The sequence below is a fragment of the Brucella sp. NBRC 113783 genome, assembly GCF_040372265.1.
GTDB classification, from domain to species: domain Bacteria; phylum Pseudomonadota; class Alphaproteobacteria; order Rhizobiales; family Rhizobiaceae; genus Brucella; species Brucella teleogrylli.
Genome location: NZ_BAABRX010000001.1, coordinates 589,167 through 604,532, shown reverse-complemented (window position 1 = coordinate 604,532; position 15,366 = coordinate 589,167). Strand labels below are relative to the sequence as shown.

The window sequence follows — 15,366 nt, the reverse complement described above, 5'->3', positions numbered from 1 at the left end:
TCGTTAAGGCATTGAAACTGGCTCAACCCTTGAAAGTATAGTCCGCAATCGACTGCGGCTTCATCTCGATGGAGAAGCCCGGCAGCGACGGCGGCATATAGGCCGCGTTCTTGATCACGCACGGGTCGATGAAATGCTCGTGCAGATGATCGACATATTCGATCACACGGCCTTCCTTGGTGCCCGAAACGGCCACATAGTCGATCATCGACAGATGCTGCACATATTCGCACAGGCCAACGCCGCCCGCATGCGGCCAGACCGGCTTGCCAAACTTGGCGGCCATCAGCAGCACGGCCAGAACTTCGTTCAGACCACCCATGCGGCACGAATCGATCTGGACGATGTCGATGGCGCCTTCCGCTATGAACTGCTTGAACATGATGCGGTTCTGGCACATTTCGCCGGTCGCGACCTTCACGTCGCCAATGGCTTCGCGAATCTTGCGATGGCCTGCCACATCGTCCGGGCTGGTCGGTTCTTCAATGAAGAACGGCTTCGAGAAAGCGAGCTTGTTGACCCATTCGATGGCCTGATCGACTTCCCAGACCTGATTGGCGTCGATCATCAGATAACGGTCGGGACCGATCACTTCGCGCGCGATGGTCAAGCGACGGATATCGTCTTCGAGATCACGGCCGACCTTCATCTTGACGTGGTGGAAACCCTCGTCGATGGCTTCCTGGCAAAGACGGCGCAGCTTGTCGTCGTCATAGCCGAGCCAGCCGGCAGAGGTCGTGTAGCAGGCATAGCCTTCCGCCTCGAGCGTGGCAATACGCTCGGCCTTGCCGGCTTCCGCCTTGCGCAGGATTTCGACGGCTTCATCACGCGTCAGCGCATCGGTCAGGTAGCGATAATCGACGATGTCGGCGATCTCTTCCGGCGACATGTCGGCCACAAGCCGCCATACAGGCTTGCCTGCCTGCTTTGCAGCCAGGTCCCAGAAGGCGTTGACGACAGCGCCGGTGGCAAGATGCATCGCGCCCTTGTCCGGGCCGATCCAGCGCAGCTGGCTGTCGCCGGTCAGGTAACGCCAGAACTTGCCGGGGGCTGCGAGGAAATCATCCATCGAAGCACCCACGACCAGATGACGCATGGCGAGAATCGCCTGACAGCAAATGTCGTTGCCGCGTCCGATGGTGAAGGTAAGGCCGTGGCCCTTCAGCGAGGCATCATCCGTATCGAGGATGACATAGGCCGCCGAATAATCCGGGTCCGGGTTCATGGCATCCGAACCGTCCAGACTTTGCGAAGTCGGGAAACGCAGATCGAAGACGCGCAGGTCAGTGATTTTCGTCATGATATATCCGTGATCAGGGCATGATCCCAAAACATGGGAACGGTTTTGGGACCATGCGTAAACAAAGCCTAGATGTCAGCGCGCACGTTCTGCTTCTGCGTGCCGAGGCCTTCGATGCCGAGTTCGACAACATCGCCAGCCTTGAGGTAACGCGGCGGCTTCATGCCCATGCCGACGCCGGGAGGCGTACCGGTGGAGATGATGTCGCCCGGCTGCAGGGACATGAACTGCGAGAGATAGGAAACGAGGTAGCGAACGCCGTAAACCATGGTCTTGGTCGAGCCGTCCTGCATGGTTTCACCGTTGAGGGTGAGCCACATTTTCAGGTTCTGCGGGTCAGCGACTTCGTCCTTCGTCACCAGCCACGGGCCGGTCGGGCCGAATGTGTCGCAGGACTTGCCCTTGGTCCACTGACCAGCGCGTTCGATCTGGAAAGCGCGTTCGGAAACGTCATGCAGCGTGCAGTAGCCAGCGACATAATCCAGCGCATCGTCTTCCGAAACGTATTTCGCGGTCTTGCCGATGACGATGCCGAGCTCGACTTCCCAATCGGTCTTTTCCGAGCCGCGCGGGATGAGAACGTCATCATTCGGGCCGACGATGGCCGAGGTGGCCTTCATGAAGATGACCGGCTCAGGCGGCACAGCCATGCCGGATTCGGCTGCGTGGTCGGCATAGTTGAGGCCGATGCAGATGAACTTGCCGGTGCCTGCAACGCAGGGGCCGAGGCGCGGATTGCCTTCAACCTTCGGCAGCGAATTGACGTCGACCGCGCCAAGCTTGGCCAGCGCATCGGGGGCAAGAGCCGCACCGGAAAGGTCGCTTACATGGGCGGAAAGATCGCGGATCGCACCATCGGCATCGAGAATGCCGGGCTTTTCCTGACCGGCTTCACCGTAACGAAGAAATTTCATGAGTTTACTCCTTTGGGGGTAGCTGGGGCGAACTTAGATAGTCCAGCCGCCATCAATGTTATAAGCTTGTCCGGTCGTGTAGGTCGCACCAGCGAGATAAACGGCGAGATCAGCGATTTCTTCCGGCTGGCCGATGCGGCCAATCGGCTGGCGGGCGATGAACGCCGCGCGCTGCTCTTCGTAATCGCCCTGCGAACGCAGACGGTCCTGCAAGGACGGGCTTTCGACCGTGCCGGGGCAGATCGCGTTGCAGCGGATGCCCTTGGCAACATAATCGGCTGCGACGGCCTTGGTGAGACCGATAACGGCGGCCTTGGTGACGCCATAGGCAAAACGGTTCGGCACGCCCTTCACGCTCGATGCGACGGAAGCCATGTTGACGATGGCGCCGTCCTTGCGCTCCAGCATGCCCGGCAGCACGGCGCGGATGGTGCGGATCATTGCCTTGACGTTGAGATTGACGGCGAAGTCGAGGTCTTCGTCCTTCATTTCGAGGATGGAGCCGCCGTGAACGACACCGGCGCAGTTGAACAGGATGTCCACCTGTCCGATTTCGGCTACAAGTGCGTTCACTTCCGCGTCGTCAAGCACATTGAGCTTGCGGGTGATGATACCGTTGACGCCTTCGATTTCCTTGAGGGCATCGGTGTTGATGTCGGTCGCATAGACCTTGGCACCCGCTTCTGCGAAGGCCAGCGCGCTGGCGCGGCCAATGCCTTGTGCTGCGGCTGTCACCAGCGCGGTTTTTCCATCAAAGCGTATCGTCATTTTCAAGCCTTCCGTTCGACAAGCAGGATGTGGTCACAAGCGAGCACCACTTCGTCCCGCTGATTAAGCACTTCGCAACGTTCCGTCACGCGTCCCATAGTGGCGCGTTTTGGATCGTCTTCCTTCGCACTGATCGTAACCCGCGTGCGGATCGTATCTCCGATATGCACCGGACGAATAAACCGCAAGCGATCATAACCATAGGAAAAAGCAACCGGGTTGATCAACGTCGCCGTGAGGCCGACGCCAATGGCAAAAATCATGGTGCCATGCGCGATGCGCTGGCCGCCCGGCAAGGTCTTGGCGAATTCCGCATCCATGTGATGCGGGAAGAAATCGCCCGTATGCCCGGCATGGACCACGAAATCCGTCTCTGTAATCGTGCGGCCCGTGGTGAGGCGCACATGGTTCATTTCATAATCTTCGTAATATATTTTCTGCTCGGCCATGGTCAGACCTCCGGTTTTGCAGCAAGCGGCGTGGCGGGCGCGGCGCTCGATTGATAGGCGGCCTCGACAAGCGCCATGGTGTGCCAGGCATCTTCGACCGAGCCGAGGAGTTCGGCATCCTCGCCGCAAGCGAAACGCTGCAACTGCGCCATGCGATTGAGGAAAGCGTCCGGGAACCAGGCCCCTTCAAGCGGCACGGAAACCCAGTCTTCGGCACCCTTCGACTTGATCCAAAGCTCGTCCGGTTCGCCGCGCGGATAGTCGAGATTGACGCCCAGTTTCACATAGGCCGCACCCTCGGTCCCGCAGATGCGGAATTCGCAGGCCTGAAACTTGCGCCCGAAATCATGATCGTGGTTGACCGACAGCGCGCAGCGAACGCGGTCGCCATAATCCAGAATTGCAGCCGTGCGCGTCTGGGCTACGTCGTGGTTCGGATGGCCAATGGTCTTGGCGTGAACGCCGAGAGGATCGCCCAGCAGACCGCGGACGAAATCCAGATAATGGATCGAGTGCATGGCGATTTCGATGCGTGGCAGACCTTTCAGGAAAGGCCACAGACCCCATGGCGTGGCAAGCGCCAGCCAGGCGTCAAAATCCACCACTTCGCCCAGCAAGCCCTTATCGACGGCGTCATAAAGCGCGAGCATCATCGGCGCGAAACGCAGCTGAAAATTCACCGCCGCCTTCAGATTACGCGCGCGGCAGACTTTGAGAATTTCCGTCGCGGCGGCGAGGTCGCTGCCCATCGGCTTCTGGATCAGAACAGCCGCACCTTTCGGCAATTGCGACAGGATTTTCGCATGGGCTGATGGCGGCGTCGCCAGATCGAAGATCGCGCCTTCGACGGCAATCGCTTCCTCGGCGCTGGCAAAAGTCTTGACGCCCCACTGGTCGGCAAGCTCCCGCGCCTTGTCCAGATCGGGATCGAAAATACCGGCAACCGGAAAGCCGCCCTTCTTGTAGGCGGGCAGGTGCGCGTCGCCGACAATGCTGCCCGCGCCAAAGATCACGATGGGTTTTGGCTTGGTGGGCTTTGCCCACCACTGGCGCAACTGCGTCGGATCGAAAGCCTCAGTCATGATGGAACACCTCTTCCATCATGGCCCACCACTCGCCCTCTTTGCGGGTTTCGAGCGGCTTCTGGCAGGGCATACAGAAGGACCACCATTCCTGATTTTTCGGATTATCGGCCATCTTCTTCATGTCGGCCTCAAAGTCGGTGCCGACATATTCCCATGTGCCGAACAGGAGATTTTCCGGCTCTTTCAGAAAGATCGTATAGTTGGTGATGTTGCACTCGGTAATGAGAGCCAGAATTTCCGGCCACACGGCGGCGTGCAGCTTCTTGTATTCTGCGATCTTTTCCGCATTGAGTCCGATCACCATGCCCATTCTTTGTGCCATTACGACCTCACGATCTCGCGGGTAAACTCGGAAATCGAACGGCTACGCACTGCATCCCAATCCCATTCGATGCCGATACCCGGCTCGGACGGGGCAATGGCGCGACCGTCGCGAATTTCCATGCCCTTGGTGGTGAGGTCGTCGAGCTGCGGAATATATTCGACATAGCGACCGTTCTGCACCGCGCAAACGAGGCTGACATGCAGTTCCATCAGGAAGTGCGGACAGACTGGAATGTCGAATGTTTCCGCCGCATGGGCGACTTTCAGCCAGGGCGTGATGCCGCCAATGCGCGCCACATCCACCTGCACGATGGAGCAAGCACCCTTCTGCATATATTCGCGGAAATGGCGGATCGAATAGATGGACTCGCCCACCGCAATCGGCGTCGGGGTGGAGCGCGTCAGGCGGATATGACCGTCGAGATCGTCCGCCGGAAGCGGTTCTTCGATCCATGCCAGATCAAGCTCCTTCAGGCGCTCGGCACGACGAATGGCTTCATCAACCGTAAAACCCTGATTGCAATCGGTCATGATCTCGAAGCCGTCGCCCAGCGCCGCACGCACGGCGGACAGGCGCGCATAATCTTCAGAACCGTGCGGCTTGCCGATCTTGACCTTGGAGCCGGTGAAGCCCTTGGCCTTGGCCTGCAACGCGTCCTCGACCAGCGCTTCCTTCTCGATATGCAGCCAGCCGCCTTCGGTCGTGTAGAGCGGGCAGCTTTCCTTGGCCCCGCCCGCAAGCTTCCACAGCGGCAGACCCTGCTTCTTGGCGCGCAGATCCCAGAGTGCGGTATCGACCGCAGCCAGCGCCAGCGCGGTGATCGCGCCGATGGTCGTGGCATGGGTTGCGAATTCCAGCTTGCGCCAGATGGCTTCGATGCAATCAGCATCCTCGCCGATGATGAGCGGCACGAGATGGTCGCTCAACAGGCGCATGACCGACGAACCGCCGGTGCCGATCGTATAGCTGTAGCCGGTGCCGACCGCGCCGTCGCTGTCGGTGATGGTGACAATCGGCGTTTCCTGGCTGACGAAGCTCTGGATCGCGTCGGTGCGCTTGACCTTCGGCGGAAGGTCAACCATGCGCAGTTCAACTTTTTCAATACGTGCCATGGTCAGATAGCCAAAGTCTTGCCGCTTACGGCATCGAAAAGATGCGCCTGCGACAGATCGAGTTGCATGGTAATGGTTTCGCCCGGTTGCAGGTGACGCGGGTTCAGCATGCGCGCCACCCACTCCTTGCCCGCGAATTCCACGAAGACAAGCGTTTCGTTGCCGAGCGGCTCGGTGATCGAAACGCGCATGTCCTTTTCAAACACGGCGTCACTGGTGGAAATGCCATGACCTTTCGGGAAGACATCATCCGGGCGCAGACCGAACGTCACCTTGGAACCATCCTTGGCCTTGCCCTGGAACTGTGCAGGCAGCGGCAGGCGGTCGCCATTGGCGAAGACCAGATCGCCGCCCGTCACCGTCGCCTCGCCCATATTCATCGGCGGGGAGCCGATGAAACCGGCAACGAACTGCGTCGCCGGGCGCTTGAAGACTTCATCCGGGGTTCCGGCCTGTTCAATATGACCATCGCGCATGATGACGATGCGGTCGGCCAGCGTCATGGCTTCGACCTGATCATGCGTCACGTAAACGACCGTGGACTGCACCTTGGCGTGCAGCTTCTTGATTTCGGTGCGCATCTGGGTGCGCAGCTTGGCGTCAAGGTTAGACAATGGTTCGTCGAACAGGAACACTTCGGGATTACGCACGATGGCGCGGCCCATGGCGACGCGCTGGCGCTGGCCGCCCGAAAGCTGCGCTGGGCGACGCTCCATCAGTGCTTCGAGGCCGAGAATGGCCGAGGCTTCATTGACGCGACGGTCGATTTCCGCCTGCGGCTGCTTGGCGATCTTCAGCGAGAAGCCCATGTTCTCGCGCACCGACATATGCGGATAAAGCGCATAGGACTGGAACACCATCGAGATGTTGCGGTCACGCGGCGGCAGATCGTTGACTTGCCTGCCGCCGATTTCCAGCGTACCGCCGGAAATGGATTCCAGACCCGCGATCATGCGCAGCGTTGTGGACTTGCCGCAGCCGGACGGACCGACAAGTGCTACAAATTCCTTGTCCGCGATTTCGAGATTGATGCCATGCACCACGCCGACATTGCCGTAACGCTTGACGAGATTTTTGATGGAAAGCTGAGCCATTGTTCTATCAACCTTTAACCGCGCCGAACGTCAGACCAGCAACAAGGTGCTTCTGGACGATGAATGTGAGGGTCAGCGCCGGAATAATCATCACGACCGCCAGCGCGCACATGCCGCGCCAGTCGATGGTGAATTCAGCGGTGTAATCGAGAAGACCGACAGGAAGGGTCTTGGAATTGACGGAACGGGTGAGCTGGGAAGCCAGCGCATATTCGTTCCACGAGGTGAGGAAGGCAAAGATGCCAGCCGTCGCGATGCCGGGACCGGCCAGCGGAAACTCCACCTGCCAGAAAGCCTGCCAGCGCGTGCAGCCGTCGATCTGGGCGGCTTCCGCAAGATCCTTCGGCACCTGACGGAAGAAGCCGTCGATCAGCCAGATCGTGAATGGCACATTCAGCGCCACATAGGTCAGGATGAGGCCAAAATGCGTGTCGATGATGCCGACGCGGGAAAACACCATGAAGAGCGGTAGCGAGAGCGCAATGCCCGGCACCGAGCGCGTCAGCATGAAGCCGAGGAAGGTTGCCGACTTGCCCCAGAAGCGGAAGCGCGCGAAGGCATAGCCGCCAGATACGCCGATGATCAGCGCAATCACGGTCGAGGTGATCGAGATAATCAGCGAATTGCGGAAATAATCCCAGACCGGAATGCCGCCCGCACCTGCGCCCGAGAACATGGCGCGATAGGCTTCCAACGTGATTTCCTGCGGAATCCAGACCGGTGGCTTTGCCATGATCTCGACCGGCGGACGCAGCGACGAAAGCACGATCCACAGGCCGGGCAGGCAAATGACGGTCATCGCCAGAAACAGACCGACCAGATAGGCGATTTTCTTGAAACGGCGCAGCAGACGATGCTGGCTGTTGGAAAGTGTTGTTGTTGCCATGATTACCACTCCGCTCCAATCTGCGTGCGTGCGGACGCAAGTTTGCGGAAGAACAGGACGGTGAAGAGGATCGAGAGCAGGATTGCGACATAGGCCATGGCATTGGCCATGCCCATCTGCGCATCCGCATAGGCCGTGCGGCCCACCAGCGTCCAGATCAGTTCGGTGCGGCGCGCCGGGCCGCCATCGGTCATGATCTTCACAATGTCATAGGCGCGGGCCACATCCAGCGAACGGATGGTCATCGCGATATAGGCAAACGGCATCAGATAAGGCCAGATGACGTAGCGGAAGGTCTGCCACGGCGTGCAGCCATCGACGCGCGCAGCCTCGACCGGGTCCTGCGGCATGGACAGAAGACCGCCGAGAATAAGGATCGCGAAGACCGAGGTGGACATCCACACTTCCGCCAGCAGGATGGCGATCAGCGCCAGATTGCCGTCGATCAGCCATGGAATGGCGGTATTGGTCAGGCCCAGCGACTGCAGCGCATTGTTGACCAGACCGATATTGTCATTGAACATGAACTTGAACTGGAAGCCGACAAGCACCGGCGAGAACATCATCGGGAACATCATCAGCGTGCGCAACACGCGCTGGCCGTGCGTCGCCTTGTTGACGAGCATGGCAAGGCCGAGGCCGAGCAGCATTTCCAGATTGAGCGCAATGGTGAGGAAGACCACCGTGCGAATGAAGGCCGCCCAGAACACCCAGTCGGTCAGGATGCGCTGATAGTTGCGGAAACCGATGAAGTTGAACAGGCTCTCGGGGCGCGTCAGCCGGAACGGCGTGAAGCTCGAATAAAGCGACAGCGCGAGAGGAAACAGAACCACCGCTGCGAGAATGATGAAGGCCGGAAGCAGAAGCAGGACCGGCGGGGAAAGTCTCTTGAACATTGCGCTTCCAAATAGTGGACTGGCAAACAGTGGAACGGGCGAACAGCGGAACTGCCTCAGCGCCGCCACTGGCAAAAAAGGCCCGCCCCAAAAAGGCTTCAGGGCGGGCCCATGATTTTGTTCAGGCAGGATCAGAGCTCGCCTGCATCCTCAAGAATCTGCGTTGCCTTCTTGGCAGCGTCATCGAGGGCCTGCTGGGAGGTCTTGTCGCCAAGGATCGCAGCCTGAAGCTCAGGATAGACCGCGTTGGAGATTTCGATCCAGGATGGGGTCTGCGGAACCGGGAAAGCGGTCTTTGCCGTTTCCTGGAACACCGACAGCACTTCCTTTTTGTACGGGTCGGAAGCGGCCTGCTCGATCACGTAATCCCAGACAGCGGTGCGGGTCGGCAGCGTACCGGCAGCCGATTCCTGCTTCTGCGAATCTTCGTTGGTCAGGAACCAGACGAGCGAGGCGGCGGCTTCCTTGGTTTCGCAAGCTTCCGTTACCGAGAAGCCGTGATGACCCGACCAGCCGGTGCGCTTGCCGGAAGAACCGGTTGGCGCCGGAGCGATGCCGACATTGCCAGCGACCTTCGACGACTTCGGATCGTTGAAATAGGTCGCCCAGCCCGGCCAATCCAGGTTGACCGCGATGGTGCCGGAAGCAAAACCAGCGCCCAGCTCATCCCACAGATAGTTGGTGGTGCCAGCCGGAACAGCCTTGGCCTTGTAGAGATTGACGAACCAGTCGAGGGCGCGAACACCGGCTTCCGAATTGAAAGCAGGCTTGCCGTCCTTGAGATATTCGCCGCCTTCGGCGACCAGCATTTCATAGAAGCGGCCATTGATGGCTTCTTCCTTGCCCGCAAACTGCGTGCCGTAGAAATTCGGCGGATCGGCGAAGAATACTGCCTGATCCGACACTTCCTTCCAGGTTTTGGCCGGTGCGAGGTCGTAGCCGTATTTCTCCTTGAACGCCTTCTTCTTGGCTTCGTCGTTGAAGAGGCTCTTCTGATAATAGAGTGCCGAAACGTCGAACTGCGCACGCGGCAGCATGATCAGCTTGCCGTCAAGCGTGGACGCCTTGATGACCGATGGCACGAAACCGTCGATTTCTTCCTTCGGAAGCAGCGAGTTCAGATCGACATAGAGGCTGGTATATTGCGGCGCGAAAGACGAGTGGTTGGAACCGACGCACCAGTTGATCGAACCCGAAGCGATGTCGGACTTGATTTCCTTGTCCAGCTCGAAATGGTTCTTCTTGGACAGGATGTTGACCTTGGCGCCAGTCGCCTTTTCCCATTCGCCGATACGCGAATAGAGCGCCTCATATTGCTGACCGCCGATCAGCTTGGCGTTGATCGTCACGCCTTCGAACTTGCCGGGCAGATCGGCTGCAACTGCCGGGGCCATCCCCACGGCGAGCCACGCCACACCTGCCAAAATGTGCGCCTTGAAACTTTGCATCACTTCTCCTCCTAAAACGGGCACTCCCTGCCCGCACCCCCGGTTGTGAAGGTTGTATTTATATGCAAACATAGTATTCAAGAACGGTCAAGGCGTTTTATCGCCGATATACGACTTTCGCAGTCGGAAATGTTTGTATATGAATGACGAAATTCACGAAGAGCCACCTTGGGGGAACGCATTTGGAAACCGATGACCGCTACCGCGCGCCCGCGCTCGACAAGGGCCTTGATATCCTCGAATTGCTGGCAGGCGTGGACGGCGGACTGACGCAGGCCGAGATCGCCAAGCATCTGGATCGCAGCCCGAACGAATTCTACCGCATGCTCGACCGGCTGGTGAAACGCGGCTATGTCACCAAGCTAGAGGGTGACCGCTATTCGCTGACGCTGAAACTGTTCGGCCTTGCCCAGTTGCACGCGCCGGTGCGCCGCCTCGCCTCGTTCGCAACGCCCTTCATGCGTGAGCTTGCCGACCGTTCCAAGCAGGCAAACCAGCTTGCCGTGTTCGACCGCGGTTCCGTGGTGGTGATTGCCCAGCAGGAAGCGCCGGACTATTGGGGCATTTCGATCCGCGTCGGCTCGCATATCAGCCTGTTCGACACGGGTTCCGGCCATGTGCTGCTTGCCTTCCGTTCGCCGGAAGAGCGCAAGATGATGATCGCTGAATATGGCAAGGATGGCGAGACCGTCGATCTCGATCCAAGCTTCTATGAGCGGCTCGACCAGATCCGTGAGCGCGGCTATGAAATGATGCCAAGTGCCCAGGTTGCAGGCGTTTATAACCTCTCCGCGCCCATTCTCGGACCAGACGGCACCTGCATCGCGGCGCTGACCTGCCCCTATGTCACGCTGGTCAATTCCGGTGCCTCGCCCGACATTACCCAGACCATCACGCTGCTGCAAAAGACGGTGCAGGAATTGTCCAAGCTGGTGGGCGCAGATCTTTCCACACTCGATTAGGGCTGGTTCCGTCCGGGTCGGACCACGCCCTAAATTCTTATTTGAAAACTATCTTCTTTTTTGAAAATATCGGGATAGGAGGAATCTCTATGCTGATTGATACCCATCTGCACCTGATCGACAAAAGCGCGCTCACCTATCCATGGCTAGGCGACGTGCCAGCGCTTGATCGGGATTTTCTGTTCGACACCTACCGGCAGCAGGCGGAACGCTGCGGCATCGCCGCCGCCCTGCATATGGAAGTGGATGTCGCGCCCGAAGCGATTCAGGCCGAAACGGACCATATTCGGGCGCTTTCCATCGCAAATGGCGGCTTCATCAAAGGCGCGATTGCATCCTGCCGCCCCGAAGAAGACGGCTTTGCCGCCTATCTTGAGCGCCAGCTTGCTGATCCCTTTGTCAAAGGCTTTCGCCGCGTTCTGCATGTCGTGCCGGACGAGCTTTCCGAAGGCGCGCTTTTCCGCGAAAACCTCAAGCGCATGGACAATACGCGTCTGACCTTCGATCTCTGCACCCTGCCGCATCAGATCGACAAGGTTATCGCGCTTGCCGATCTGGCGCCGGGCCTGCAATTCGTGCTCGACCATTGCGGCGTGCCGGACATCAAGTCGGGCGCACTGGAAAGCTGGCAGAAAGGCATCACCGAGATTGCCCGCAGGCCGAATGTGGTGGCGAAGATTTCCGGTGTGGTAGCCTATGCCGATGCTGAAAGCTGGACTGCCGAAACCATCCGCCCCTATGTCGAACATGTCATCGAGGCGTTCAGCTGGGACCGAGTGGTATGGGGCAGCGACTGGCCGGTCTGCACGCTTGCAAGCTCTATCGATGCCGGACTTTCGACATGGGTGGCGACGACCCACACCCTGCTTGAAGGCTGTGGCAAGGACGAAAAAGCGCGCCTTCTGTCTGAGAACGCGCGCCGTATCTGGAACCTTTAAGTAGACGAGAATAGCTTTCTCCTCGACCCTCATCCTGAGGAGGCTCCCTGAGCGAAGCTCGGGGAGACGTCTCGAAGGATCGAGGGATAGGAAACGAGAAGAAACACAGTGCCTGGCTCCTCACCCTTCGAGACGCCTCCTTCGCAAGCTCAGGAGGCTCCTCAGGATGAGGGGATGGAGAGGTCGATCAATACAAGCCGTCAGAAGCTTTCGCGGAACAGCCGGTTCAGATCGGCGATCACCTGTTCTGCCGGTTCATGGCCCTGAAGCCCCTTGTTGATGCGCTCTGACGCTGCTTCCTGAAACGGCATATAGCCGTCATGGCGTGGGCGCACCCACGCCCCTTCAAGCGTTGCGCGCGTATCGAGATAGAAGCCTGATGTAGCGGCATTCACACCCTCGTCTTCCCATGCTTCCGCATGGCCGGGCTGGCCGTTGGAGGCGGCATAAAGCCCCTTCTGCACCGCGCCGCTTGCTATCCAATAGGCGAAGTCGATGGCGGCTTGCGGGTGCTTCGTAAAGGCCGAAACGGCAATGCCCGTGCCACCCAGCGCCGAACCCGCAACACCTTTCACGCCTGCCGGAATATCGGCAAAACGGATCAGACGGTCGCGGAAACCCGGCATGGCATAGTTCACATATCCATAGATCAGGGGCACGCAGGCAATGCCGGAATCGGGCTTTGCCATTTCTTCGAACACCGCAATCGGGTCCATGCTGAAACATTCCGGCTTCACCAGCGCAGCAATTTCCCGAAGCTGTTCAAAAGCCGTCACGCCGTCTTCAAGGTGGATCAACGCGCCCTCGGTGGCACAAGGCGAACCGTTATTGGCAGCGAATGTATAGAAGCACATCAGCGAATGCGGCGAGCGCAATGGCAAAAGCACCTTGCCCGCGCGCGCCAGTTCCAGCACTTCGGCCCAACTTGTGGCGGGCTTTTTGATCAGGTCCGGACGCCATGCCTGAACCTGCGTGGCCGCATCGAGCGGAAACGCCCATTGATGGCCCTGCCATTTATAGCTTGGGAAGGACTGCCCGACCGAACCGTCGGCCAGCGCCTCCAGCTCGGCTTCGCGGCCCGGCACATCGAGCGGCAGCAGGCAGCCTTCCTTGGTGATCTGGCCGACATGGGGATGATCGATCACGATCATATCGAAATTGCGCGCCAATTCCTCGACCGGAAAGGTCTCGAAATCCTGCAAGGAACGCTTTTCCCATTCGATCTCGACGCCCTGGTCGCTCAGCCATTGCGTGGCGCCGGCAACCATCGGATCGTAACCGCGCGGGTGGCTCCAGGTCATGCCTTTCAGCTTGATCGCACTCATAGACCAAACTCCTCACGAATTGCCTTGCTGTTTTCACCGACGCGCGGCGCTGCTCGTTCCACCTTGTGCCGCTTCCCGTTGATGCGCAGCGGCGAGCGGGTGGTGGTGATGGACACGTCATCCTCACGCGTGACGGTCTGCAGCATGTCGAGAACCGAAAAGCCGTCGCTGGCCAAGAGCTCTTCCCAGTTGAGAACGCGGGCGCACCAGATATCCGCCGGTTCCAGAATGGCCAGCCATTCATCCACCGTCTTCTGGGCGATGCGGTCGGCGATCAGGCGCTTGATTTCATCGCGCTTGGTAAACCAGCTCGACGGATCGTCGGCATAGGGCGCCAGCGTGTCGGCCTCCAGCAGCGCCGCCAGTTTCGGGATCGGCGTCATGGCAATGGCGAGATAGGCATCCGCCGCTTGATAGACCCCGTAAGGTGCGGAGAGATAAGCATGCGCGCTGCGGAAATCGGAACGTTTTGGTAAACGGCGTCCGTCATTGAGATGGGTGGTCAGCACTTCGAACTGGAAATCGACCAGCGCTTCCAAAAGGCTGGTTTCCACATGCGCCCCCTTGCCGGAAATGCCGCGCCGCACCAGTGCAGCGAGAATGCCCTGCGCCACGGCAGCGCCTGCCAGCATGTCGGCGACAGCCAGACCAAACGGCACCGGTCCCTGCCCTTCATCACCATTGAGCCACATCAGGCCTGAACGCGCCTGCGCCAGCAAATCCTGCCCGGGACGCTTGACCCAAGGACCTTCCTCGCCATAGCCGCTGATGGAGGCATAGACGAGGCGCGGATTGATCGCCTTGGCGGATTCATAATCAAGCCCGAGGCGTTCGATGACGCCGGGACGGAAATTCTGGATCAGAACATCGGCCTTGGTGATGAGCTTCTTCAGCGCTTCCACATCATCCGGATTTTTCAGGTCGAGCGCCAGGCTGTCCTTGCCGCGATTGATGGCGTGGAAAATCGTTGAATCGCCACCGATCTCCGTATCGCTCAGATAAAGCCTGCGCGACAGGTCGCCGCCGTCCGGGCGCTCGATCTTGATGACCCGCGCTCCAAGGTCCATCAGCCGCAGCGAGCAATAAGGCCCCGACAGAAACTGGCTCATATCGACAACAACGAGCCCGCTCAGCGGCAGTTCATTTTCCGGCATCGGGAAATTCCCTCCTCATGAATTTCTTATGTGAATATAGTCTTCACATATGGATTTATAGAAGGCAAGACTGAAATTGCCCTAAAAACAAAAACGCCGCCCGAAACGGACGGCGTTTTTGAGAATTGAAAGTGAAGGCGTAAGTCGAACGATCAGACTTCGAGTTCGACTTCGCGGCTTGCGGTTTCGAGCAGCGTCCAGACGTGATCGGCGAGCGAGTTCCACACTTCGACCCGGTAGTGATCCGCACCCCATTTCAGGAGGATGATCTGCACGCGGTCGAAGATGGTGCGCGCAGCGCCGGGTGCCGCCATCGAAGCCAGATCGAGCGGCGAAGCGGCATTGAGCAGCCACTCGGCCTGCGGCCCGGTGATGTCGATGCCGGTCTCGCGATGGCTTACCTCGACCAGCGCATGTGGTTCTGTCTCGTAAAGGCTCGCGAAGGCCGCGACGATCTCCGCGGCCTTGCCGTCATCGGCCCAGATATACCATTCATCCGGTCCGATGCAGGCAATGGCGATCTCGCCGGTTTTCGCAAGTCCGCCGATTTTGGCGGGGATTGTTGCGCCAAGCGCCTTTTCCGCCAGCGCCAGTTTTTCCGGCTTGAAGCGCAGGACAAAGCGCGCACCATCAGCAGCCGGACGGATATCGAGCTTGCCCGGAATGGCAACCGCGCGGCTCGCAAAAGGGTTGGTCTGTTGCAGCATGAT

At 59.1% G+C, this 15,366-nt stretch carries 16 protein-coding genes; 2 read left to right on the top strand and 14 right to left on the bottom strand.

The genetic code is table 11. From position 1 onward, the window contains the following. Window positions 1–22 precede the first annotated feature (22 nt). The 11 genes from ABWW11_RS02755 to ABWW11_RS02705 all read right to left on the bottom strand — a co-directional run bounded on the left by ABWW11_RS02755 (window position 23) and on the right by ABWW11_RS02705 (window position 10,277). A complete protein-coding gene (locus ABWW11_RS02755) occupies window positions 23–1,300 on the bottom strand; it encodes an L-fuconate dehydratase (protein WP_109368251.1) in 1,278 nt (425 codons plus the stop codon). Between the two features lie 68 nt (window positions 1,301–1,368). Next, the gene (locus ABWW11_RS02750; protein ID WP_109368250.1) at window positions 1,369–2,214 is read right to left on the bottom strand and encodes a fumarylacetoacetate hydrolase family protein; all 846 of its coding nucleotides are present in this window, start codon (window positions 2,212–2,214) and stop codon (window positions 1,369–1,371) included. Window positions 2,215–2,247: 33 nt separating this feature from the next. Beyond that, a complete protein-coding gene (locus ABWW11_RS02745) occupies window positions 2,248–2,982 on the bottom strand; it encodes an SDR family oxidoreductase (RefSeq protein WP_109368249.1) in 735 nt (244 codons plus the stop codon). A 2-nt stretch (window positions 2,983–2,984) separates the two neighbouring features. After that, window positions 2,985–3,431 carry a MaoC/PaaZ C-terminal domain-containing protein gene (locus ABWW11_RS02740; RefSeq protein ID WP_078337859.1) on the bottom strand — a complete coding sequence of 149 codons (447 nt, stop codon included), beginning with the start codon at window positions 3,429–3,431 and terminating at the stop codon, window positions 2,985–2,987. A 2-nt stretch (window positions 3,432–3,433) separates the two neighbouring features. Next, complete coding sequence (locus ABWW11_RS02735) at window positions 3,434–4,513, bottom strand: Gfo/Idh/MocA family protein (protein ID WP_109368248.1); 1,080 nt, start codon at window positions 4,511–4,513, stop codon at window positions 3,434–3,436. Beyond that, the gene (locus ABWW11_RS02730; RefSeq protein WP_109368247.1) at window positions 4,506–4,838 is read right to left on the bottom strand and encodes an L-rhamnose mutarotase; all 333 of its coding nucleotides are present in this window, start codon (window positions 4,836–4,838) and stop codon (window positions 4,506–4,508) included. The genes ABWW11_RS02735 and ABWW11_RS02730 overlap by 8 nt, the downstream gene beginning before the upstream one ends. Continuing rightward, entirely contained in the window at window positions 4,838–5,953 is a 1,116-nt protein-coding gene (locus ABWW11_RS02725; RefSeq protein WP_109368246.1) for a mandelate racemase/muconate lactonizing enzyme family protein, read from the bottom strand. Before ABWW11_RS02725 ends, ABWW11_RS02730 begins: the two co-directional genes overlap by 1 nt. Window positions 5,954–5,955: 2 nt before the next feature. Continuing rightward, the gene (locus tag ABWW11_RS02720) at window positions 5,956–7,047 is read right to left on the bottom strand and encodes an ABC transporter ATP-binding protein (protein WP_109368245.1); all 1,092 of its coding nucleotides are present in this window, start codon (window positions 7,045–7,047) and stop codon (window positions 5,956–5,958) included. 7 nt (window positions 7,048–7,054) lie between these two features. After that, window positions 7,055–7,933: a carbohydrate ABC transporter permease gene (locus tag ABWW11_RS02715; RefSeq protein WP_109368244.1), complete on the bottom strand. Its 879-nt coding sequence runs from the start codon at window positions 7,931–7,933 to the stop codon at window positions 7,055–7,057. 2 nt (window positions 7,934–7,935) lie between these two features. Continuing rightward, window positions 7,936–8,829 (bottom strand): carbohydrate ABC transporter permease, encoded by an 894-nt coding sequence (locus ABWW11_RS02710; protein ID WP_109368243.1) that lies wholly within the window; start codon window positions 8,827–8,829, stop codon window positions 7,936–7,938. A 131-nt stretch (window positions 8,830–8,960) separates the two neighbouring features. Next, on the bottom strand, window positions 8,961–10,277 hold the full coding sequence (locus tag ABWW11_RS02705) for an ABC transporter substrate-binding protein (RefSeq protein WP_109368242.1): 1,317 nt from the start codon (window positions 10,275–10,277) through the stop codon (window positions 8,961–8,963). Between the two features lie 143 nt (window positions 10,278–10,420). Between ABWW11_RS02705 and ABWW11_RS02700 the strand changes: the two genes are divergently transcribed. Both ABWW11_RS02700 and ABWW11_RS02695 read left to right on the top strand, forming a co-directional pair. Next, window positions 10,421–11,239 (top strand): IclR family transcriptional regulator, encoded by an 819-nt coding sequence (locus ABWW11_RS02700; protein WP_171316747.1) that lies wholly within the window; start codon window positions 10,421–10,423, stop codon window positions 11,237–11,239. An 89-nt stretch (window positions 11,240–11,328) separates the two neighbouring features. After that, window positions 11,329–12,177 (top strand): amidohydrolase family protein, encoded by an 849-nt coding sequence (locus ABWW11_RS02695; protein ID WP_109368241.1) that lies wholly within the window; start codon window positions 11,329–11,331, stop codon window positions 12,175–12,177. 200 nt (window positions 12,178–12,377) lie between these two features. Here the strand turns inward: ABWW11_RS02695 and ABWW11_RS02690 are convergent, their stop codons facing one another. The 3 genes from ABWW11_RS02690 to ABWW11_RS02680 form a co-directional block, all read right to left on the bottom strand. Then, window positions 12,378–13,502: an ABC transporter substrate-binding protein gene (locus tag ABWW11_RS02690; protein ID WP_109368240.1), complete on the bottom strand. Its 1,125-nt coding sequence runs from the start codon at window positions 13,500–13,502 to the stop codon at window positions 12,378–12,380. Continuing rightward, a complete protein-coding gene (locus ABWW11_RS02685; RefSeq protein WP_109368239.1) occupies window positions 13,499–14,656 on the bottom strand; it encodes a CaiB/BaiF CoA transferase family protein in 1,158 nt (385 codons plus the stop codon). Before ABWW11_RS02685 ends, ABWW11_RS02690 begins: the two co-directional genes overlap by 4 nt. Window positions 14,657–14,808: 152 nt before the next feature. Next, the gene (locus tag ABWW11_RS02680) at window positions 14,809–15,363 is read right to left on the bottom strand and encodes a sarcosine oxidase subunit gamma (protein ID WP_109368238.1); all 555 of its coding nucleotides are present in this window, start codon (window positions 15,361–15,363) and stop codon (window positions 14,809–14,811) included. Window positions 15,364–15,366: the final 3 nt, after the last annotated feature.

Coding starts and splice junctions, on each gene's coding strand:
- ABWW11_RS02755 (WP_109368251.1), bottom strand. CDS start 1,300: ATGACGAAAATCACTGACCTGCGCGTCTTCGATCTGCGTTTCCCGACT.
- ABWW11_RS02750 (WP_109368250.1), bottom strand. CDS start 2,214: ATGAAATTTCTTCGTTACGGTGAAGCCGGTCAGGAAAAGCCCGGCATT.
- ABWW11_RS02745 (WP_109368249.1), bottom strand. CDS start 2,982: ATGACGATACGCTTTGATGGAAAAACCGCGCTGGTGACAGCCGCAGCA.
- ABWW11_RS02740 (WP_078337859.1), bottom strand. CDS start 3,431: ATGGCCGAGCAGAAAATATATTACGAAGATTATGAAATGAACCATGTG.
- ABWW11_RS02735 (WP_109368248.1), bottom strand. CDS start 4,513: ATGACTGAGGCTTTCGATCCGACGCAGTTGCGCCAGTGGTGGGCAAAG.
- ABWW11_RS02730 (WP_109368247.1), bottom strand. CDS start 4,838: ATGGCACAAAGAATGGGCATGGTGATCGGACTCAATGCGGAAAAGATC.
- ABWW11_RS02725 (WP_109368246.1), bottom strand. CDS start 5,953: ATGGCACGTATTGAAAAAGTTGAACTGCGCATGGTTGACCTTCCGCCG.
- ABWW11_RS02720 (WP_109368245.1), bottom strand. CDS start 7,047: ATGGCTCAGCTTTCCATCAAAAATCTCGTCAAGCGTTACGGCAATGTC.
- ABWW11_RS02715 (WP_109368244.1), bottom strand. CDS start 7,933: ATGGCAACAACAACACTTTCCAACAGCCAGCATCGTCTGCTGCGCCGT.
- ABWW11_RS02710 (WP_109368243.1), bottom strand. CDS start 8,829: ATGTTCAAGAGACTTTCCCCGCCGGTCCTGCTTCTGCTTCCGGCCTTC.
- ABWW11_RS02705 (WP_109368242.1), bottom strand. CDS start 10,277: ATGCAAAGTTTCAAGGCGCACATTTTGGCAGGTGTGGCGTGGCTCGCC.
- ABWW11_RS02700 (WP_171316747.1), top strand. CDS start 10,421: ATGACGAAATTCACGAAGAGCCACCTTGGGGGAACGCATTTGGAAACC.
- ABWW11_RS02695 (WP_109368241.1), top strand. CDS start 11,329: ATGCTGATTGATACCCATCTGCACCTGATCGACAAAAGCGCGCTCACC.
- ABWW11_RS02690 (WP_109368240.1), bottom strand. CDS start 13,502: ATGAGTGCGATCAAGCTGAAAGGCATGACCTGGAGCCACCCGCGCGGT.
- ABWW11_RS02685 (WP_109368239.1), bottom strand. CDS start 14,656: ATGCCGGAAAATGAACTGCCGCTGAGCGGGCTCGTTGTTGTCGATATG.
- ABWW11_RS02680 (WP_109368238.1), bottom strand. CDS start 15,363: ATGCTGCAACAGACCAACCCTTTTGCGAGCCGCGCGGTTGCCATTCCG.